The sequence below is a fragment of the Arthrobacter sp. TJ-263 genome (assembly GCF_058269155.1).
Map to the genome: position 1 here is coordinate 268,799 of NZ_JBZCNE010000002.1, position 20,002 is coordinate 288,800.

The 20,002-nt window shown below is 58.7% G+C and carries 11 protein-coding genes and 1 pseudogene; 6 read left to right on the top strand and 6 right to left on the bottom strand.

The window, feature by feature from the left end; all coding sequences use genetic code 11:
* Positions 1–2,661, bottom strand: a 2,661-nt coding sequence (locus AC4D2F_RS11830; protein ID WP_490910731.1) for a PA14 domain-containing protein, incomplete at its 3' end; no start/stop codon positions are given.
* 1,292 nt (positions 2,662–3,953) lie between these two features.
* On the opposite strand from AC4D2F_RS11830, the gene AC4D2F_RS11835 reads away from it, so the two are divergent.
* Both AC4D2F_RS11835 and AC4D2F_RS11840 read left to right on the top strand, forming a co-directional pair.
* Positions 3,954–5,249: an O-antigen ligase family protein gene (locus tag AC4D2F_RS11835; protein WP_490910732.1), complete on the top strand. Its 1,296-nt coding sequence runs from the start codon at positions 3,954–3,956 to the stop codon at positions 5,247–5,249.
* Between the two features lie 336 nt (positions 5,250–5,585).
* Positions 5,586–6,866 (top strand): annotated as a pseudogene (locus AC4D2F_RS11840) (IS256 family transposase).
* 152 nt (positions 6,867–7,018) lie between these two features.
* Here the strand turns inward: AC4D2F_RS11840 and AC4D2F_RS11845 are convergent.
* From AC4D2F_RS11845 to AC4D2F_RS11865, 5 genes are all read right to left on the bottom strand, one after another.
* A complete protein-coding gene (locus AC4D2F_RS11845; RefSeq protein ID WP_490911098.1) occupies positions 7,019–8,242 on the bottom strand; it encodes a lipopolysaccharide biosynthesis protein in 1,224 nt (407 codons plus the stop codon).
* 126 nt (positions 8,243–8,368) lie between these two features.
* Positions 8,369–9,439 (bottom strand): glycosyltransferase family 4 protein, encoded by a 1,071-nt coding sequence (locus AC4D2F_RS11850; protein ID WP_490910733.1) that lies wholly within the window; start codon positions 9,437–9,439, stop codon positions 8,369–8,371.
* Positions 9,440–10,579, bottom strand: a complete 1,140-nt coding sequence (locus AC4D2F_RS11855) for a glycosyltransferase family 4 protein (protein WP_490910734.1) — start codon at positions 10,577–10,579, stop codon at positions 9,440–9,442.
* Between the two features lie 28 nt (positions 10,580–10,607).
* Complete coding sequence (locus tag AC4D2F_RS11860) at positions 10,608–11,174, bottom strand: glycosyltransferase (RefSeq protein ID WP_490910735.1); 567 nt, start codon at positions 11,172–11,174, stop codon at positions 10,608–10,610.
* A 958-nt stretch (positions 11,175–12,132) separates the two neighbouring features.
* The gene (locus AC4D2F_RS11865; protein ID WP_490910736.1) at positions 12,133–13,284 is read right to left on the bottom strand and encodes a glycosyltransferase; all 1,152 of its coding nucleotides are present in this window, start codon (positions 13,282–13,284) and stop codon (positions 12,133–12,135) included.
* 790 nt (positions 13,285–14,074) lie between these two features.
* Here AC4D2F_RS11865 and AC4D2F_RS11870 point away from each other — a divergent pair.
* The 4 genes from AC4D2F_RS11870 to AC4D2F_RS11885 all read left to right on the top strand — a co-directional run bounded on the left by AC4D2F_RS11870 (position 14,075) and on the right by AC4D2F_RS11885 (position 19,841).
* Entirely contained in the window at positions 14,075–15,529 is a 1,455-nt protein-coding gene (locus tag AC4D2F_RS11870; protein ID WP_490910737.1) for a tyrosine-protein kinase domain-containing protein, read from the top strand.
* Between the two features lie 98 nt (positions 15,530–15,627).
* Complete coding sequence (locus tag AC4D2F_RS11875; RefSeq protein WP_490910738.1) at positions 15,628–17,022, top strand: sugar transferase; 1,395 nt, start codon at positions 15,628–15,630, stop codon at positions 17,020–17,022.
* A gap of 168 nt (positions 17,023–17,190) precedes the next feature.
* On the top strand, positions 17,191–18,960 hold the full coding sequence (locus AC4D2F_RS11880) for a DUF4012 domain-containing protein (protein ID WP_490910739.1): 1,770 nt from the start codon (positions 17,191–17,193) through the stop codon (positions 18,958–18,960).
* A gap of 266 nt (positions 18,961–19,226) precedes the next feature.
* Positions 19,227–19,841, top strand: a complete 615-nt coding sequence (locus AC4D2F_RS11885) for an LPXTG cell wall anchor domain-containing protein (protein WP_490910740.1) — start codon at positions 19,227–19,229, stop codon at positions 19,839–19,841.
* Positions 19,842–20,002: the final 161 nt, after the last annotated feature.

Below are 20,002 nucleotides of genomic sequence, written 5' to 3' on the forward strand. Positions count from 1 at the left end.
CTCAATCTTTACCGGCGCACCGGCAAAATCCTTGCCCTTGAAGAACTCAGCCGTCCAATCACCCACAGCACACCCGTTATCGAGCTTCGTGTAGGAGACATCCGCGGAGGCTTTGCCCCATCTCTGGTAGTACTCGACCTCGACCACCGCGGACTCATCCAGCATCACGGCCGCGGTATGGGTCTGCGTCGCGCTCTGCGGGAACCACTTATCCAGCACCAGCTCCCCGTCGACCTTGATCCGGACACCGTCATCAGTACGCGCCTGGAATTCATAGGTCCCGGCACCTTCGGCCACGGTCTTCGTCCAACGCACCGAGTAATCGGTCGTACCAACACCGGCAGGACCCGCACCATCGGCGAACGCCTGATCAATATCGTCGACACACTCAATCTTTACCGGCGCACCGGCAAAATCCTTGCCCTTGAAGAACTCAGCCGTCCAATCACCCACAGCACAGGTTCCGGGTTCCGGTCCACCTTCTGCGGGCACCTGGACCTCCACCGCATCGGATGCAGCCGATGCGGCGCCGTCGTCGTTCACCGCGACGACCACGTAGTAGTAAGTGGTGTCCGCAGCAGCGGTCTCATCGGTGAACGTCACTCCCGATACCGGTGCGTCCCCGTTCAGCGCGGGCCCGTCGACGGCGACCTCGGCCGTGGTGCCGCGGTACACGTTGTACCCGGTGGCACCCTCGGACGCCGTCCACTCCAGCACCACGCCGGACGCGCCGGCCTCACCCCGGAGCCCGGCAGGAGCAGCAGGAACCGGACCGGCCTCGGCGGGTACCGTGACCTCCACGGCGGAGGAGGGGGACGAAGTGTCGCCTTCATCGTTCACCGCGACGACCACGTAGTAGTACGTGGTGTCCGCAGCAGCGGTCTCATCGGTGAACGTCACTCCCGATACCGGTGCGTCCCCGTTCAGCGCGGGCCCGTCGACGGCGACCTCGGCCGTGGTGCCGCGGTACACGTTGTACCCGGTGGCACCCTCGGACGCCGTCCACTCCAGCGCCACGCCGGACGCGCCGGCCTCACCCTGAAGCCCGGCAGGAGCAGCAGGAACCGGTGCGTCCTGGATCACGGAGTAGATATCGATGTAGGCGAGCTTGGTATTGAAGCCGCCGATGGCATCGATCGTCAGCTTGCCGTCGGTCACCTCGACAGTGCCTACGGCTTCATCGAACTGACGCGAAGCCGAGCCGACGAATTCCTCGAGAACCACGGTTCCTTCGGCCCTCACCAGGTGCTTGCTGTCGTAGTTGTTGGTGACGCCGGCGCCGGTGTCTCCCACGGCGGCAACGACGTTGTAGGTGCCGTTCGGGATGTCGTACTCCCATACGCCCTTCTCCGTGGTCACCCCGTTCGCGGGCGACGCGGAAGCAATGTCCCCATATTGCAAATGAATGATCGAGCTGAGCCTCGGGTCGGAATTTCCCGTCCGGGTCCGCGTGTTGAGGGAGAAGTCGAACGGGGTGCGGTCATCCTCGGTGATCCAGCCGGACCCGCGCGCTGCGTCATAAGCAGCGCCAGTGTCACCTGAATAACCGGCCGGCGGCGTCGCTGCGGACGGCTGGAAATTGATCTTCTCCAGGAGTGTCCCGGTGGGAGCCTGCGGAACGACCTCGCCGCTTTCCGTGGGCGTGGAAGTGTTCCCGGAGGTGTCCACTGCGACGACCGAGTAGTGGTAGGTGCCACCGATGAAGACCGATTCGTCCGTGAAGGACGGATCAGTAATCAGTTCTGCACCGGAGACGGGAGTTCCGGCGGTAGCCACGGGAGTGGTGCCGGAACGGTAGACGCGGTAGCCGGCGACGTCGGTGTCTGCCGGAGCTGCCCACGTGAGCGCGGCGGAGTCGGGCGCCGTCGCTGAGGTCACGTCGCCGGGTGCGGCGGGGGCTGTGGCGTCCAGTTCGGCGACCGAGAAGTCCAGGAACGAATATGTAACGGCGCTTGTCGCAGTCATATTGCGCTTGGTGGCGAAGAGACCGCCGAAGGAATCGACGTTGGGGACGTCGGCGGATAGCAGGGTTCCGTCGAAGAAGTTGGTGGGCAACGGCAGGGTGCCGAGGGAAGTCACCGCTCCGGCACCGATCTTGTAGCTCGCGATGGCGCTCTTGGTCACGCTGTTCACGTCGAGGATCAGCTGTACGTCCTGGTCACCGAGCGCGGTCTTCGCTATGTCGAAATTGCGCTGATCGGCGCCGACGGCCTGGTTCGTCACCCCGGCGACTTCGCGCGACAACTGGATCTGGCGCTGCGTGTCCGAGGGAGAAGCCAGAACGAGCTTCACGTAGTCGTCGTCGGTCGGGCCGAACCAGATGCCGGCCTGGGCGGCGGACGTGGAGTTCGACGGGCTTTTCAGCGTGGTGGTGAAGCGCAGGACATTGTCACTGGCGGTGAGTCCGACTCCGAGGGTGTTGTCCTGCTTGTTCTTGTCGATGTCGTTGGTGCCCGTGCCGTTCTTCAGATAGGCGATCCCCTTGGTCGCAGCAATATTCAGGCTGCCGTTGGCAACCTGAATACTTTCGGGAACGTAATAGATTGGGTCCGAGGACGAGGGCTGCACCATGGTGAACCCGGTTCCAACGTCCCCCGCGGCATTCAGCCCCCCGGCATCGTCGTCGAAGGTGAGTTGTAGGTCGTTGTCCGGCGCCGCCACCTCCACAGGCTCGAGGGGCGAGTAGGGCGTTGTTGCCCAATCCGCTGTATTTGCCGGAACTTCAGCAATGGGTAAAGCAACGGCTGGAGTAGCCATGAGCAAGGAAGCTATGAGTGCGCTGGCGGTGACTGCTGCTGCTGACCGCTGGATAACTTTCTGCGAACTGCTTCCGGTAGTACCTGATCGACGTGCCATTGTGCGCCCTATCCCCTGTTGAGGACATTCCGCGCGCACTGGAGAGGCGCGCGGGTCCTCGAATTGAGTGACATTCCCGGGCGGACGGCCCGGGCGCGGAAGACCTAGCCGTCATAAAGAGCGCAAACTCGGAGAGACGTCGTCCGAATTGGACCCCCAGCAGGTGTAGACCTTCGTCACACAACATAGAGATGACCAAGGCAACCATCACGAGTAGGCATTACCTAGGTTTTTGCGCCGACTACTTGCTTCACGAGTACCAACGACTCTACGTGAGCATGCTGAGGACCCCGTAGAACAGGGCAGTGGTGTGCGCCGCCGATCGTCGTAGAAACCGCAGAGCACGCTTATGTTGGCAAGCCCTATTCAGCCAAAGCAATCGACCGGCCGTGTGCGGCTTGATACGAGCGCCCGCACCAACGTTGGCCCCAGCCGGCACTCAATCTCGCGAAGTCAAAGTGCGCACCTGATACTCTCCGCATCGTCGGACTTTGGGCAAGCCGCGATCGTACAGGCGGACCAAACGACTGCGACCGGCTGCGACTGAATCGCGGCAGGCGGGTCGACAACGAACTGCCGCTTCACGGATAACCCGACCAGAATTTTCCGTAGCCGCACGACGTTGCTAGGCACAGCTTTATCCGCCAGTTCCTTCGTACACGTCATCAAGTGGCGGAAACACGGCGGTGGGAGCCGGCTCTTGCGCAACATAATCCTTTTCGGCGCAGCCCCTTTTAGCAAATAGCTGTCGCCAAGCTTACCCCGATTTCACCCTAATGAATTATCAATGCCTGCGATCAGGAACGATCCGACGCAAATTCGCCACCACTCCTTCATCACGCCGCAAGACTCCCGCAGTGAAGGTCACTGTCGGGGATCTAGCCCGCGAAGCTTAAGGCGATCCTGCAGAGGAAACTCACACCCTGTCCCCACCAATTCCGACGAAAACACTTGATCGACCCTCACAACTCGCTCCACCGAGTCGTCACCAACGTCACCACGTTCCAGGACCAAGGATTACAAGAGCTAAGATGCAAAGCAGAGCAGTCCGCTAGCACTGAGACGAGGATGGCAACATCTGGGACGAAAGGCACCACATGGACATAACGGATAAAACAGGGGTATCGAAACACAAACTTTTGTTCTTCACTGTGTGCCTACTCCCAATCGCTTACCCGCCAGTGGAAATTACCGGCGTTCCGATTGGAATGTCCCCGCTGGTTTTCGGCCTAAGTCTCATTTGCGCCTTCAAATACTCAATCTTTTCGACACGGGTGTCAACAGTAACGCTATTGGGCGTAGGACTAGCAGTTTGGTTCTTTGTTCGGCTGACGCTGTTTGGATTACTTGAGAACCAGGCCCTCTCCTGGGGCGATACACCGCGCGATACCGCTGTTGTTGTAAGCGCGTTGGTACTATATCAGGTTGCCCGAAGGCCCGAAACAACTCCGACCGTACTTATTGCACTCTCTGTCGGATTATTCGTCTCACTGGTCCTTGAGGTCTACCAAATTCGAGTGGGTCTACCCACGCTTCTATTGAACGGGTATTCAACTCCCCCTTTCTATTACAATACTGCGGACGGGACTTACCGCCCCTTTGGAGGATTCAACTCCCCCGTCGGCCTTGGTGCCTACTTGGCTACGACCAGCGTTGTAATACTTTTGGCAGGTCGACAAACAACATCCGTGCTGATTGGCATAGCTGGTCTCGTTGGAATGGCTTTCACTTACACTCGCAGCGCGTGGCTGGCAACTTTTTTTGCACTCACAGTCGGGCTGTTGAAACTTCATGATAAATTACGGAGCCGACTGATTGCTGGCGCCATCCCAGGCGGCCTAATTCTGATAATCGTCGGCCTGCTCTGGCCCGATCGAATTGCCTCTTTCGCGCAACGGTTCATGACTCTTGGCGACTTCACCCACACTTCCAACCTATCTCGCTTGAGTTTGTGGAGCGGAACGATTGAGGCCAGCATAGCCTCTCCCCTCATCGGGTACGGGTTGCGACCATTTCCGTCGGTGATTCAAGAGTATTCTGATTCAGCTCAATTAGGGCACGCACATAACGGATATCTCCAGATTCTTTTCCAGCACGGCTACATCGGACTATTTGGCTTTATTGCCCTACTCGCCGCAATGTTTTATCGAATCAAGCGGTCGAGTAAACCGGTGCATATTAGGACGGCATCTTTTAGTGGCTTACTCGCATTCACTTTATGTTCCGCTTTCGAAAACACCTGGGGCAGTTTGAACCTCATCTTTATCGCTTTTCTTATAGCAGGGCTTGGGTCAGATGATGTAGAAACGAACGATTTATACTCTCAACCCCATCGGTTCACCCTATATCCAAGACGCACCTCCACACCTAAACTGAGATTGATTCGCCACTGACGTACCGCCCCTTATGCGATTCTGCACGCTCATCGCTGCTGTCGCCGTCGCAGACCCACGCAAATGTTTCACCACCCTCACGACTGATTCATCTATCAGGCGAGAAACCTCGGTGGGATTATGCCCCGGCAACCAACACCATCACGCGCGCCCACGTTCACGAACTCAACCATCAGCAAGCCTCGGACGCGTTGTCGAACACGGCTCGACGAACTTTCAGGGTGATAGAGGTACTTTTCGCAGTTGTGGGGACGGTAAGAAGAACGGTGTGTGTGGTCCGGCCTGATCCGAGAGGAGATGGCCGTGAACGACTTCACGACCGAAGTGTCAGAGGCGATGATCGATCCTGTGACGGGAGAGATCATCGATCCGAGGGACCTTGCCGAACGGCTGCTGGCCCGGGCCAGGGAGCAGGGCGTGAGCCTGGTCGGGCCGGGCGGGCTGCTGAACCAGCTCACGAAGAACGTGTTGGAAGCCGCCCTGGAAGCCGAGCTGACCGAGCATCTCGGGCATGAGCACGGGCAGACGCCGATCGCGGCAAACATACGCAACGGGACGAGGCCGAAGACGATCCTGACCGAGATCGGCCCGGCGGAGATCGAGGTGCCGAGGGACCGTGACGGGTCGTTCGGGCCGGTCATCGTGCCCAAGCCGAAGCGGCGCCTGGATGGGATCGACGAGGTCGTCCTGTCGCTGTCCGCCCGCGGACTGACGACCGGCGAAATCGCAGCGCATTTCGAGGAGGCCTACGGAGCGAGGGTTTCCAAAGACACCATCAGTCAAGTCACGGAGAAAGTCGCCGGTGAGCTGGCCGAGTGGTCCTCCCGTCCGTTGGACCCGCTCTATCCTGTTCTGTTCGTCGTTCCCCACTTCGTCGGTGGTGCCCCCAGCGATCGTGGTCAAGGTCCGGGACGGGCAGGTGCGCAACATCCCGTTCTACGCCTGTCTTGGGCGTCACCGTGAACGGGGAACGCGACATTCTGGGGATCTGGGCCGGCGACGGAGGTGAAGGAGCGAGGTTCTGGCTGCAGGTCTTCTCGGAGCTGAAGAACCGGGGTGTCGAGGACGTGCTCATCGCCGTCTGCGACGGGCTGAAAGGTCTTCCGGAAGCGATCACGACCACCTGGGAGCGGACGGTTGTGCAGCAGTGCATCGTGCACTTGATCCGCAACAGCTTCCGCTACGCCGGCCGGCACCACCGCGACGGTATCGTGAAGGCGCTCAAACCCGTCTATACAGCCCCGAGCGAGGCCGCGGCGAAGGACCGGTTTCAGGAGTTCATAGCCGAGTGGGGCCAGCGGTATCCGGCGATCGTGAAGCTCTGGGAGTCTTCGTGGGCGGAGTTGGTGCCGTTTCTTGAGTACGACGTGGAGATCCGCCGGGTGATTTGCAGGACGAATGCGATCGAGTCGATCAACGCCCGCTACCGCCGAGCGGTCCGGGCCAGGGGCCACTTCCCGAACGAGGCCGCGGCCCTGAAGTGTCTCTACCTCGTCACCCGGTCCCTTGACCCCACCGGGGGCGGCAGAGCGCGCTGGGGTCATCAGGTGGAAGCCCGCCCTGAACGCGTTCGCGATCACCTTCGCGGGCCGGTTCGAGAAAACCACCCATCAATGAAACCGGCCGGACCCCACACACCGTTTATCGGACAGACCCAACATCGGCGGAAACCTCGAGGCCTTCGACACCGTCGACCAATTGGCGTCCATTGCGGCAACCCACAGTCATAGACCTCGACTGCAATTTCCGGGACGGAAAGACACCGCGGATCAAATTCGAACCGAACTCCTATAAATTGACCTAACCAAATTTCTCACGATCCCAAACAACAGAACACAGCACGCCATACTAAAAGCTGAAACCGCGTCCTCGCGGTTAAGAAAAGCAACCATAGCTAGCATCACAATTAGCGCCGACCCTGATGCAAGCACAAGTCCATCCGCGTCTTGTCGAGCGGAGTCCTGATAAATACCAAGTTGCCACTGATCATTTAGCAATTGGAATGCAATAAGCACCGCCGCAATCGGCACCAAGTTATCAAAGGTTGGCCCGAATAGTTGGGCTCCAAAATATCCGAGGATAACCAATATCAGAGATCCGCTAAGTAACGACGAGACTACACCAAGCCTCGATCTCTTCCCAAGAACTCCAGAATCAGCGTTCCCGTCGTGCGACATGAGCTTCGAATAAGTAACGTGGTTGAGCGCTTGAGTTAGAGCACCACTAGCGCTCGCACAAGTGACCGCTATGGTGTAGTTTCCCAGTACACTCGGCGCGACCAGTGCAGCGAGCAGGAGTTGATCAAGCCTACCAGCGAGGTTATCGGAAGCCGAAGCAAGCCAGTACCGAAGGCTGAACCGCCAAGGAGCATTCACCTTCGAGGCTCTTCTAATCAGCGGGATAGAGTACGCACTTCCCGCCAAAGTTGCCACGACTATACAAGTAAACGTGGCCAGAAACGCAACTTCTAATGTCAGCATACCTAATGAAGCGGCGATAATATAGGCGATAGAAGGAAACACTAGAGATGCGCTGCGAATACAGTTCCATTGCATCAGCCGGCCCTGGGCAAGCAAAAGGTCAAGCCCGAGATGACAAAACCCCGTAAGTAAGAGCGTAGAGGCAGCAACGCGTATACCAAGGGCAATGACAGGATTATCGTTGGCCAAAACATCCGCCGCGCAGAACACTAGGATCGTGCTTACTAAACCGAGCACAGCAAGTGACCAAAAACCTCGCCGTGAAGTCCGTCCATCACGAACTTGCATCACGGAAAGGCCGCGGGGCAGCCCCATAAACGAAAGCCATGACATGAGCTGGATAGACACGAACACGGCGGCGAGGCTCCCACGCCCATCAGCCCCAAGCGCCCGGGCAAGTAAGGGCGCGGAAACAACACTCAGCCCCATACCAAGATAGGTGACGGCAGCTGTACCTAGGAACGAGCGGCTAGCCAAAAATGTGGGCCTAATTCCGGCCGACAGAACGCGCATCACTCGCCACATTTCATTACTGCTAGTCAAATTGACCCCAAGACAGACGTTTTCATGAAACCCAACACACGAGTTCCATGTCCGGACGAACATGCATAATAAGTACAAGAAGTTTGAATATTTGTACTAGTCGAGAAGATTATGAAGCCACGCCGCGAGGTCTGCATAAGCTCGATCCTCTCGAAATGCCTCAGCGCCCTTCCGCGCTGCAAGCGCGCGGACATGGGCAGCGTCCTTGTCCAAAATAGTTCGAACTATCGCTTCGCCGAACGCCACACTGTCTGTGGGTTCTACCGCCAGGCACGAATATTCGTTCTCGAGCCATTCCATGTGTCCGCCCCGCGCGCTGCAAATTATGGGAATCCCGGCAGCAGCCGCTTGAGCAAGTACTTGGCCAAATGGTTCTGGGGTCAGACTGGCGTGCACTAGAAAGCCGCCTTTACGAAGATAGTTCCACGGATCCTCAACGTGGCCCGTGAACTCGACTTCATAGGTGACGCTCGGCAACTCGACCCTTTCCTCGAAAAGCGAGGCTCCTACTATGATCAAAGCCACTTTCGTACTCTCACTCGCAACCTGCAGAGCTTCCATGGCCTCAGATTGACCTTTCCACGCTGATACCCGACCGAGCATCAGTGCAGCATCAGACTCGGGTTGCCAACAATCAAAAAAGTCATCCGCTACCGCTGTCGGAACTACAATAGATGGCTTTTTCAAGCCCCAACTTCTCGCGGTTACTTGACTGTTGAAAACTACTCCCTTGCATAGCCAAAGCAACGACTTATAGATGAAGACCTCTAATCTCGATCGATTCCCTCCACGGCCCAAATCCCGAACATAAGCAACCAGGGGAACGCCTGCAACAGCGCAGGGAAGAGCCATGTGCAACAGCCCCTGCACGGAATTACTAATCACGCTTCGTGGTCGGTGCCCCCTAATCAGGTGAAAAGATTCAAACTGAGTAAGCACCAGTTCAAGGAGCGAAATGCAATTCCGCACCAATGCTTGAGACTTCCGATCCTGCCGGCGCGGCAAAACCCTGACGCCAATATTCTTGGATCTTGCCCTGTGCGCAACTTTTCCAGATCCTCGGATCCAAAGTTCCGCTCCTAAAGCTTTCGCGAGCCCTGGCGCGGCGAGTTCTGCACCGCCTTCTGCCGAGGTGTGACAATACAGAATATGTCCCGAGACGCCCATCTACACCGACACCCGTTCAACAATTTTCTGCGCTACATCGTCCCACCGGAAGGTCGCAGCATACTCAGACAAATGGGCGAGCTCCTTCGCTGATCCGTGGAGAGCATTCGCGGCCAGAACCGCTCGTTCAAGAGACCCGGGATCATCGAGGTCGAAAATGTATGGCTCCCTGCCCCAAGGCCCCATGGCCTCGGACAGACCACCTTGTCCCGTGCTGATTACTGGGAGACGCTGCGCCATCGATTCGAGAACAACCAAGCCGAAGCCTTCGAGTTGGGTGGTGGGCACCACTGCCATTCGGCAGCGGCCCATTAACTGCCGTAGCGCCTCGTCACTTAGAAACCCATGCAGTTCAACATCTGAAACTCTGCGATTCCGTGTCAGCCACGCCGATATATTGGCCTGCTCCGGTCCGCTGCCGACGATATGAAGCCGAATTCGGGACTCCCCAGCCCGCCAACCGAGCGTCTCAAGACTATCAAGTAATCGCAGGTGCCCCATGCGAGGCGTAAGTCGACGAACGCAGACTACTTCCAACTCAGTGCAGTCAGCCGAGCGGACACTTCCGCTCGGCTCGAACCACGCAGAATCAATCCCCGGCCGGATTACGTGGACCTTATGAGAAGGCACCTTAAAACGGACCGCTGCCTCGCTCCGAAACTCTGCGCTTAGGACCAGCACCTGATCGGATAGTCTCAGACAATATGCTTCTAGGCGGTGCTTAATTGCCACAGAGAGGCGGCCGCTCGCGCCTGCAACGCGCGACTCTTCAGCCCAAGGACCATGGAAATGATATACTACTTTCGGAAAATCGTACTTTTTGGCGAACGGAACGAGGCGCCGAAGACCGAACGATGCCCTCATCCCTGCCAAGAATGGCGCACCGTAGAGCGCAAAGTGAATGTTGAGTACATCACAACGCCGGCTAAGGTTGAATCCAGCCTTAAAGGCCTGGATCGCGCGTTCCATCGAACTCCCTCTAACGCGAAAAACTGATGCCGAACTTTCGCCAGAGTCTGCTATCAGTAACTTCGGGTCTAGCCCTATGCTGCGCATTCCTCCGATCATCCCTTGGACATATCGATTCAATCCACCAGGAACAAGATTTGAATCATCTTTTCCCACAACGATCCACCGCACTAGTTTGCTCCTCTATTAGGCGAATACATCAGCCTATCGATCCTAACCGTCCTTCAGTCCACAGGAGTAACTTGGAGCAGAATAGCTCCGAAGAGAAATCCCGCGCCCTCTCTCGAACTCTACTAGTGTCGACATGCTCCAACTTTGCTAGAGCTACACCTATTGAACTGACGTCTTCAATATCTGTGAGGTGAAAACCAGTGACGCCGTTAACCACGGTTTCTGATGCTCCACCGGTTGAGTTGACCACAACTGGAGTGCCAAGAGCCATAGCTTCGACAGGCAAGATTCCAAAGTCTTCAATGCCCAAAAATATGACGGCGGAAGCGCGTTGTATTATCGCGTAGAGAAGACTATCACCCGGTGAAATAACAAACCGAACCTGGACTCGCAGGGCCTCTGCAAGACCTCGCAAGTATCCTTCCTCCGGCCCAGCGCCAGCGATGACGACGGCCCGACCTTCAGCGTGTGCTGCGCGGATCACTAAATCCAGTCGCTTGTAGGAGGTAAAGCGAGACGCGCCTAGTATAAATTCATCCGGCAATTCGGCCATCACCTTTGCGTCTTCCGCATTCAAGACGGCTGCCCAGTCCATGACCGACTGTAGCCGAGCGACCTCGACAGGGGGATGAATCACCCGGGCTTCAACGCCCCAACACCGCCATATCCGCTCGCGAACGAATTCACTGTTCGCAGCAAATTCAGTGTTCTTTGTTTGCGCTTGCTGCCTATCTAAATTCCGAAAGTGAGGCGAAGCAAGTCGTGGCAGAAAGCCCCTTCCCCGCGGATCTAGCTCAGGTGCCCATATGTATCGAGCAGGGGTATGTGCGTATACGAAACGAGGCGGTGTTCGTGCCCCAATTTTTGCGTGGTGAGCGAATAAATGTGAGCTGATCAACATCCATTCGTACGACTCGTTGTTCACGTCGATGCTTTGCCAAACTCTCGGCATTAATGGAAGTGCCAGCGATTTACGCTTCCTAAGGAAGCTTTTTCCAAGTGGGGACTCAATTACGCGGCGGTTCGGGTATCGCTCAGGTGCATCATTCCACAAGCAATACAGGTCGGAATCTGGGTACGTTTGCATCATCGCGTCCAGGACCTTTTCCGCTCCACCAGATTTTTCTATCCACTCATGAACGATTAGTCCTGTCAAAATAACTGCACCTTCTTTCCCACTCTGCCTTTCTAAGGAGCCAAGACGCTCGCGGTCGGTTGCGCCTCGCGATTTGAACGGACGCATTAAACGTGCAAACTCCACTTAGCCGAGTGTGGCTACCGGTCCTATCATCTGTACCACTCCTGCCGCCGGCGCCCGTAGCCCGCTATTGTCAGGTTCAATGCGAATGAGCACCAACCGAATTGAGTCACATGGTCAAAGTCCGGCTAAGTGGGGGTAGCCCTTGCATCATTTAACAACAAAGGCGAGGCGTTCCTAATGAGAGACGTGTGTCGCCAGACACACCGCCCTTGAACGGTCCCGCAAAGGGTGGCGGTCCTCTACGAATGCACACAAAGTCGTCCAATCTAGCCATTCCCAGCTCATTACGTTGCTAGAGGGCCCCGACATCGACCCCCGTTAGGTTCAGCAGAACCTGAGCCTTGCTACGAGCAAGAGCTTTCGGACCAAACTCTTCTCGAACCCAGGCTGCCGCGACACGCTTTTCGTCGGACGTTGGTGGGTTTGTCCATAGCATCTGCTCGGCGGCCTGCGTCAGGTTCCGCACGTTGCGCTTGGTTACTATTCCCAGCCCCGTGGCCCTTACTGAATCGGCAAGCCCATGCACTTCAGTGGTGATTACGGGCAAACCGAGGGATAAAGCTTCATGACCCGCCATTGAAAATGTCTCATAACGACTTGCGATCATGAATACGTCGGCATCTGCGAGAAACCCGGCAACGTTATCTGTCCAGGACGCATGCTCCACCCGAATCCCTCTCAGTTTGCGCAATCGCTTCAGCATACGACTAGACCCCTTGCCGAGGACAATCAGTTCAATCTCCGCGTTTTTCCGCAAAGCGAGAATATTCAGGGCACGGGCAATTGGCATCAAGCCTTTTCGGCCCCACTCGCCTCCGACAAAAATCGCTTTCCGTCGATTCTCAAGGCCCGGAGAGCATCTCTCTCCGGGGTGTTGCGGATGATTGACGACTGGGTTGGGCAACACATCGATGTGTGCTTTCGGGTATCTAGCTTTTAGTCCACGTGCTTCCGACTCGCTCACAGCGATCAAAATTCTCGGCTCATAAATCTTCATCGTCCGATGCTCTGCCAATAGTGCAAATAGTCGACTGAGTGACTGAATTAGGAATTTCGGAACACTGCCCTCCCAAGAGCTCAACCATCGCGATGTCTTCAAGTGGTCTTCGTGCCAGAAATGCATCCACACTGCTTCTACTTGCTTACGAGTGATCGCACCGCAGGCGATAACTGGTGAGCGTGGGTACTTGTTGAGATATAGTGGAGATATAAACCAGAACCAAATGAACCGCACTAAGAATATGGAGTTTGGATCCGGCACTAGCGTGACACTAATGCCAGAGGATCGAATTTTGTCTGATACTTTGTATGCCACGACTGCGGTAGGAAATCCCGCAGCTTGCGAATAGAGGGCGAATTCTTCAAGAGCTTTCTCCTGACCGCCATATGGACCCACCGCATGAGCAAGGAAAACTACCGGCGCGTCAGCCATCTCAGTTGTCATTCGTCGTCCCCACGAATCTATTCAGCCTTTCTGAATGGGCCCCGCTTATCGAGGCACATCTCGGCAGTTCAACCTCGACGGTCAAGAACTTGCTGGTTGAGTGTGCTCGCAATCATCAATTGCTACACAATAGCGTAGTCGCGTCTGGTATCTCTGAGTTCGGTCCGCCGGCTCAGGCCAAGCGCCAGCGTTTCATCGTTAACGGTGGCGCTTACCGTGCCGAAGCCTCGAAGGTATCGAGATTGAGAGTCTCCATCAGCGTACTGCCAGTCGGTCTCGCCACGTTGTCTGGTCACGTGCGTTCGCTCGGCAAGTGTTAGTTTGGGTCGCTTACCTGACTCTGCGGAGGCGAAGGTCGAGGTCCGCCATTCTGTAGTGGTCCTTGACGTTCCGTGAGCTGTGAGGCGTATCGCTCGCCCGGCCCTGGATCGATCGAAGCCCTTAGCTTCTGGTCACGTTCGGAGCAGCAGGCATGTTGGCTTTTTGGTGCCCTACGGACCGACCGATCGGAACATGCACTCGTCCAGCACAAGGTGACTCGTTTAGTTGACTATGATGGCACCACAGTTGGTCCTCAACCTCCACGATGGGGGCTCATCGCCATCGTGAAGGGTGGCGGTGAGCCGGCTAGCAAATGGTGGCCGTTTGGCGAGCTGGCAGCGACGATTCTCCGGTGAATGGCTGCAATCACTGACGGCCCCTTTTGGTCGAGAGGCAAGTAGCCGCGCACGGACGACTACGAGGCTCACGCCCTCTCGGCGGGTCTCATAGCACTAGGAAGGTCTTAAAGTTGGAGTTAGTAGATTACCTCAAGGTGCTCCGTCGAAACTGGCGTGTGATCGCCGCCTTAACCATGCTCGGGGTACTGGCCGCGGGGGTGTTTTCGTTCACTGTGACTCCAAAATACACTTCGCAAACGAAACTCTTCGCGGCGACCCAGAACTCAGGATCAGTCGCGGAACTTCAGCAAGGCAACTCCTTCACGCAAGCCCGAATGGATTCCTACGCCGAAACAGCTGAGACTCCCCTTGTCTTGCAGCCAGTTGTCGACATCTTGAGCATGGAGGCGACCCCCGCGGAGCTCGCACAGGTTATCGAAGCCACGACGAACCCCAGCAATGTGCTACTCACCATCACAGCGTCTGATCCGTCGCCAATTCAGGCCGCAGCGATTGCTCAGGCAGTGGCAGAAAGCCTTGCAAGCGTCGTAGAGGACCTTGAAACCACTGCCGAGAATGGGGCATCTCCCGTGAAACTATCGGTAGTTACCCCAGCTGTAGCTCCAACAACAGCGTCATCGCCTAACGTTCAGCTAAACCTCGCTCTAGGACTCGTTGTAGGAATTATGGCTGGTCTCGTCGCCGCCCTACTTAGAACGACACTTGATACTCGGGTGCGGGGGGAGGTTGACCTGCGCCGACTGACCGAAGCGCCGATTCTTGGCGGGATAACATTCGATGGTGATGCCACGAGAAAGCCATTGCTAACACAGGCCCCGGCACAAAGTCCTCGGACTGAATCCTTTCGGCAAATTCGCACCAATTTGCAGTTCGCTCACGTCAGTAACAAGTCAAAGTCGGTCCTTGTTACCTCCTCCCTGCCAGGAGAGGGCAAGAGCACCACAGCAACAAACCTCGCCATTGCCATCGCTCAGAGTGGTCAGTCAGTCGTGCTCGTAGACGCCGATCTGCGTCGTCCTCGAGTAGATGAGTACCTAGGCCTGGAACGCAATGCAGGGCTCACTACGGCTCTTGTCGGCAGGGCCGATCTCGAGGACCTTCTCCAGCCGTGGGGCGCGGATGAGCTATATATCTTGACAGCGGGGCAGATCCCACCGAATCCCAGTGAACTATTGGGCTCCGACGCCATGAAACGGCTCATTGCCCGCCTTGAGCAAAGGTTCGATGCGGTCATCATCGATGCGCCCCCCTTGCTCCCCGTTACGGATGCGGCGGTGCTTGCGCAGCAGGTGGGCGGCGTAGTACTGGTCGTTGGTTCCTCCAAGGTCAGACTGCCTGACCTGCAGAAGTCTCTTGGGAATCTTGAAATGGTGGATGCGGACCTGCTCGGCATTGTCTTTAACTTCATGCCTAGCAAAGGCCCCGACGCCTACGCCTACTATTCTTATGATTCGGCCACCGCATCGACCATGGAAAGCGCGCCGCCAGTTTCCAGACGCTCCACTGAGGACTCTTCTTCCGGATTCAATGAGCACGTCCTAGAGGTTCCGGCTCAAAACAAGTAATCAGCACGTCGTTCAGCCGAGGCGTGCTCCGGGGATATGGGGAATTGGTGTCGCAGATTAGGGAGAATAGCGGGTGGGCTCTACGCTATGGGCATCGGTTGGCCGTCGTCGACGCGGCTGTCGTCTTGTGGGCGACAGTTGGGGCGCTCATTCTCAGGTTCGGGGTACCGGAAACAGAACGGCTGAGTGCACGCGAGCAGCCCTACATCGTCCTGTCCCTCGTGCTGGCGTTCGGCTGGTGGGTGATGCTGTCGTTACGGGGTAGCCGAGAGGCAACGGTGTTGGGGCACGGCACCGAGGAGTACAAGCGCGTTGTCAGCGCATCGCTGATCCTGTTCGGCCTGGTGGCAATCGTCAGTTATGCACTGCAGTTCGACACGGCTCGCGGATATGTAGGTGTTGCGCTACCGGCAGGGCTCATCATGCTCCTGCTGTCCCGCGCCATCATTCGCCGCTTCCTCCACATTGAACGCGAACACGGTAAGAGCTCACTTCGGGTGCTGGTGGTCGGCAGTTCCAGCGGCGTGCAACATCTTGCCGATTCCCTTCGGGCGCAGCCCATGGCCGGCTACTTGCCGATTGGAGCCTACCTTCCGGGAGTTGAGGAAGGCGCCTGTACAGCTGAGAAACTCGATCTTCCGGTAGTCGGCAGAGCAATTGAGGCCGGCCACATCATCTCTGATATCGAGGCCTTCAGCCCGGACGCCGTGGCGCTATCGAGCAGCATGCAACTGGCGCCCGAAACCATCAGGGCACTTGGGTGGGCGCTCGCCGACCTCAACATCCGCCTCATCATGGCGCCGGCACTCACCGACGTTGCTGGACCGCGTATCCACACGCAGCCCGTCGCCGGCCTTCCGCTGATCCACGTCTCGACGCCCAATCTGGAGACGGGTCAGCGCTTCGTCAAACGGTCGACCGACATCCTCGGCTCCGGTCTCCTCATCCTCGTGCTATCGCCGCTGCTCGCCCTCGTCGCGCTGCTTGTTCGGCTGGACTCCCGCGGCCCGATCTTCTTCCGCCAGGAGCGGGTGGGAACGGCTGGAGAACGCTTCGAGATGTACAAGTTCCGGTCGATGGCGGTCGACGCGGAAGCCAGGCTGGAGCAACTCCGCGAGAACCACGAGGGAAACGAAGTCCTCTTCAAACTGAAGAACGACCCCCGCATCACTAAGGTGGGCCAGTTCATCCGTAAGTTCAGCCTCGATGAACTTCCGCAGTTGTTCAACGTCCTCGGTGGCTCGATGTCCCTGGTGGGGCCTCGTCCGCCCCTGGCCGCGGAAGTAGAGCGCTACGACGTCCGGGCCCATCGTCGTCTACTGGTCCGCCCCGGCATGACCGGTCTGTGGCAGGTCAGCGGCCGCTCGCTCCTGTCCTGGGACGAGACAGTTCGGCTGGACCTCTACTACGTGGAGAACTGGTCCTTCCTCGGCGACCTGACCATTCTGCTCCGCACATTCAAGGCCGTCGTCGGCCGCCACGGTGCGTTCTGATGCATCGCTCCGCCACTGCACAGAAGGAATCCCTGAATGATTGACGGATACTCGACGAATGCAGGAACAGCGCGGCTTGGTGGGACGCATCCAACCACCTCACCTCGTTGGATGCGTAAGAACGGCCGTCCGAGCCGGGTGCGCTCCATCCTCGTAGGGGCGGGGGTCGTGCTGATACTCCTAGCAATCGTCGGCGGATGGCTTGCCTTCCGCGCGCAGGAGATCCGCAGCAACCTCGAGAGCAGCATGGCCCTCGTGCCCGACTTGCAGGCCGCCGTCGTCGAGCGTGACGCTGACCGCGCCAGCGCGGTCACCGCAGACCTGCAGGACCACACGACCGCAGCGCGCGCGGCAGGCTCCGACCCTCTGTGGAAGGCCGCCGGCCTTCTCCCCTTCATCGGTCAGAACTTCGGCGCCATCTCCGAGGTGAGTGTCTCCGCGGACGATGTGGTTACCCGGGCCGTTGCTCCAATGGTCGACAAGTTCGCGGCGCTGGACTGGAACTCCCTCACGCCCGTGGACGGCCGCATCGATACCGCTCCCCTGGCGGATATTGCCCCGACGCTGTCCGCGGCGGCCGCCACCGTCGAGTTGTCTCATGGCCGGCTCGAGGGGATCGACCGCTCGGAGCTGCTTCCGCAGATCGCGGGGCCGCTCGGGGACGCCGTGGAGGCGCTCGGAGAAGTGAGCGGACCCATCAACGGCGCGGCGCGCGCGGGCGAGTTGCTGCCGTCCATGCTGGGCGCCGAGGGATCGCGCGACTACCTCGTGCTCGTGCAGAACAGCGCCGAAATTCGCGCAACTGGCGGGATTTCCGGCGCGCTGGCCGTGCTCACCGTGGACGACGGGCGCATCTCCCTGACGGACCAGGGCAGCGCCTCCGAGCTGGGACGGTTCGAGCCGGCGGTTCCGGTGGACCCCGAGCAGGAGCAGATCTACTCCTATCGCATGGCCACCTTCATGCAGAGCGTGAACCTCACCCCGGACTTCCCCACCGCAGCGTCCACGGCCCGGCAGATGTGGGAGGAACGCCGACCGGGCGCCGGCATCGAAGGCGTGATCGCCCTCGACCCCGTGGTGCTGGCCAACATCCTCGAAGCCACCGGACCCGTGGAACTCGGTGAGGTCGGCGATCCCGCCGTCGACGCCCTGCTCGCGCAGACTTCCTTGCCCACCGCTCTCGATTCCATCAATGTGGTTCCAACCCTCCTTTCGGATGTCTACGCCGAGATCGAGGAGCCGGCGCTGCAGGACGAGTACTTCGCGGCCGTAGCGGCCAAGGTCTTCAGCGCCCTGACGGACGCGCAAGGCGATGGGACGCAGCTCATCGATGCCCTGGTCACGAGCGCCGAGCAGGGCCGCCTGTACGTGTGGTCCGCCACCTCGGAGGAGCAGGACCTCCTCGCCCAGACCAGCCTGGCGGGAAAGGCCCTCGGCCCCACGGTCGGCGGGGCGGCATTTGGCGTGTATTTCAACGACGGCACCGGCGCCAAGATGGACTACTACGTGCGGCGCACCGTGCAGCTCCTGAAGAGCTGCCCGGGAGACGGCTACTCCCTGTACACGGTCAAAGTGACACTGACCAACACGGCCCCTGCGGAGGCCGCGACGACCCTCCCGGCGTATGTCACCGGGGACGGCGCCTTCGGCGTCGACCCCGGTCGCGTGAAGACCAACACGGTGGGCTACGGCCCCGGGCAGGCGCTCCTGCAGCAGGCGCGGATCAACGGGGCCGATGTGCCGGTCGGCTCGTTCGCCCACGGCAGCCGGCCCGTCGGCATTCTCACCACAGAGCTCGCCCCCGGTGAGACGGTGACACTCGAGATGGACTTCTCAAAGGTGGTGCAGGAGACCGAGCCCGTGGTGGACGTAACCCCGACCGTGCAGGATCTCTCCGACGTCCTCCTGCCGGCCGAGGGCCTGGCGTCCTGCGGCTGACTGCGATCAACCGCGGTCCGCACTGTCGGCGAGGTTAACACTGCGTTACATCCTCGTCGGGAGCCTTTCCACTCTTCCGCTACCTATGTTTGCTTGCTACCGTGCGAGTAGGCGTACGACCGGATCCAAGTAGTAATCAGCATCAATTCGGGTAATTGGAGTTGGTCCTATAGGGTGACGGAAGTAGGCGCAGGGCGTTTGGGGAACGGACGTCCGGTCACTTCACGCATTTCTTCGTCTCAATCACCTTTATGGGGAGCCTCATCATGAACAAAACCGCCTCAGTCCTGGCCGTCGCCGGAACCATCGCACTCCTCGGAGCCGGCGCAGCGCAGGCCGCTCCTCTCAACGACTCCTATGTCACCGGCGAGACCGGCACCGTCAGCGATGGCACGATCGCTCCCGGTGAGACCGTCACCTTCAGCAGCACCGACGGACTCTTCGAGCCCGGCGAAGCCATCCGCATCACTGTCGACCGCACCGATGGAACGCCGTCGGCTGCCGGCTTCGGCGCTGGTGGAGCGGCTTCGGCCCGAGGCGGTCTGATCGTGCTCAACCAGATTGTCCTCGACAAGACCATCAACGCCGATGCTGACGGCAACTTCTCCTACGACGTGCAGCTCACCGAGGAAGGCGTCTACACGCTGACCGCCGCTGCGCTGGACGGCTCCCCCGTTGTCACCTCCCGCGTGGTCGTCGACTCCGCCAACGCTGTCGGAACCACCACCGGGACCACCGGCGGCACGACCTCCGCGTCGAACGGCCTGGCCAACACCGGCCTCGATTCCGCGATGCTCCTCTGGGGCGCTGCCGGCATCGGTGCACTCGGCCTCGGCGCCGGCAGCATCGTGGTAGCCCGCCGCCGCTCCGCCGAGGCATAAGCCTCCGCACCACAGAACGTCAAGAAGCCGGCCCGGAGCATTCGCTCCGGGCCGGCTTCTTCGTGTCCGACGTTCTGGACCGACACGTTAAACAGGAAGAGGCCAGCGGCAGCTGGGGACGGAGTCTTGGTCTCAGGAAGACTCCTTTGCCGCTGGCCCCG

Coding starts and splice junctions, on each gene's coding strand:
- AC4D2F_RS11860 (WP_490910735.1), bottom strand. CDS start 11,174: ATGGACTGGGCAGCCGTCTTGAATGCGGAAGACGCAAAGGTGATGGCC.
- AC4D2F_RS11835 (WP_490910732.1), top strand. CDS start 3,954: ATGGACATAACGGATAAAACAGGGGTATCGAAACACAAACTTTTGTTC.
- AC4D2F_RS11845 (WP_490911098.1), bottom strand. CDS start 8,242: ATGCGCGTTCTGTCGGCCGGAATTAGGCCCACATTTTTGGCTAGCCGC.
- AC4D2F_RS11865 (WP_490910736.1), bottom strand. CDS start 13,284: ATGACAACTGAGATGGCTGACGCGCCGGTAGTTTTCCTTGCTCATGCG.
- AC4D2F_RS11850 (WP_490910733.1), bottom strand. CDS start 9,439: ATGGGCGTCTCGGGACATATTCTGTATTGTCACACCTCGGCAGAAGGC.
- AC4D2F_RS11885 (WP_490910740.1), top strand. CDS start 19,227: ATGAACAAAACCGCCTCAGTCCTGGCCGTCGCCGGAACCATCGCACTC.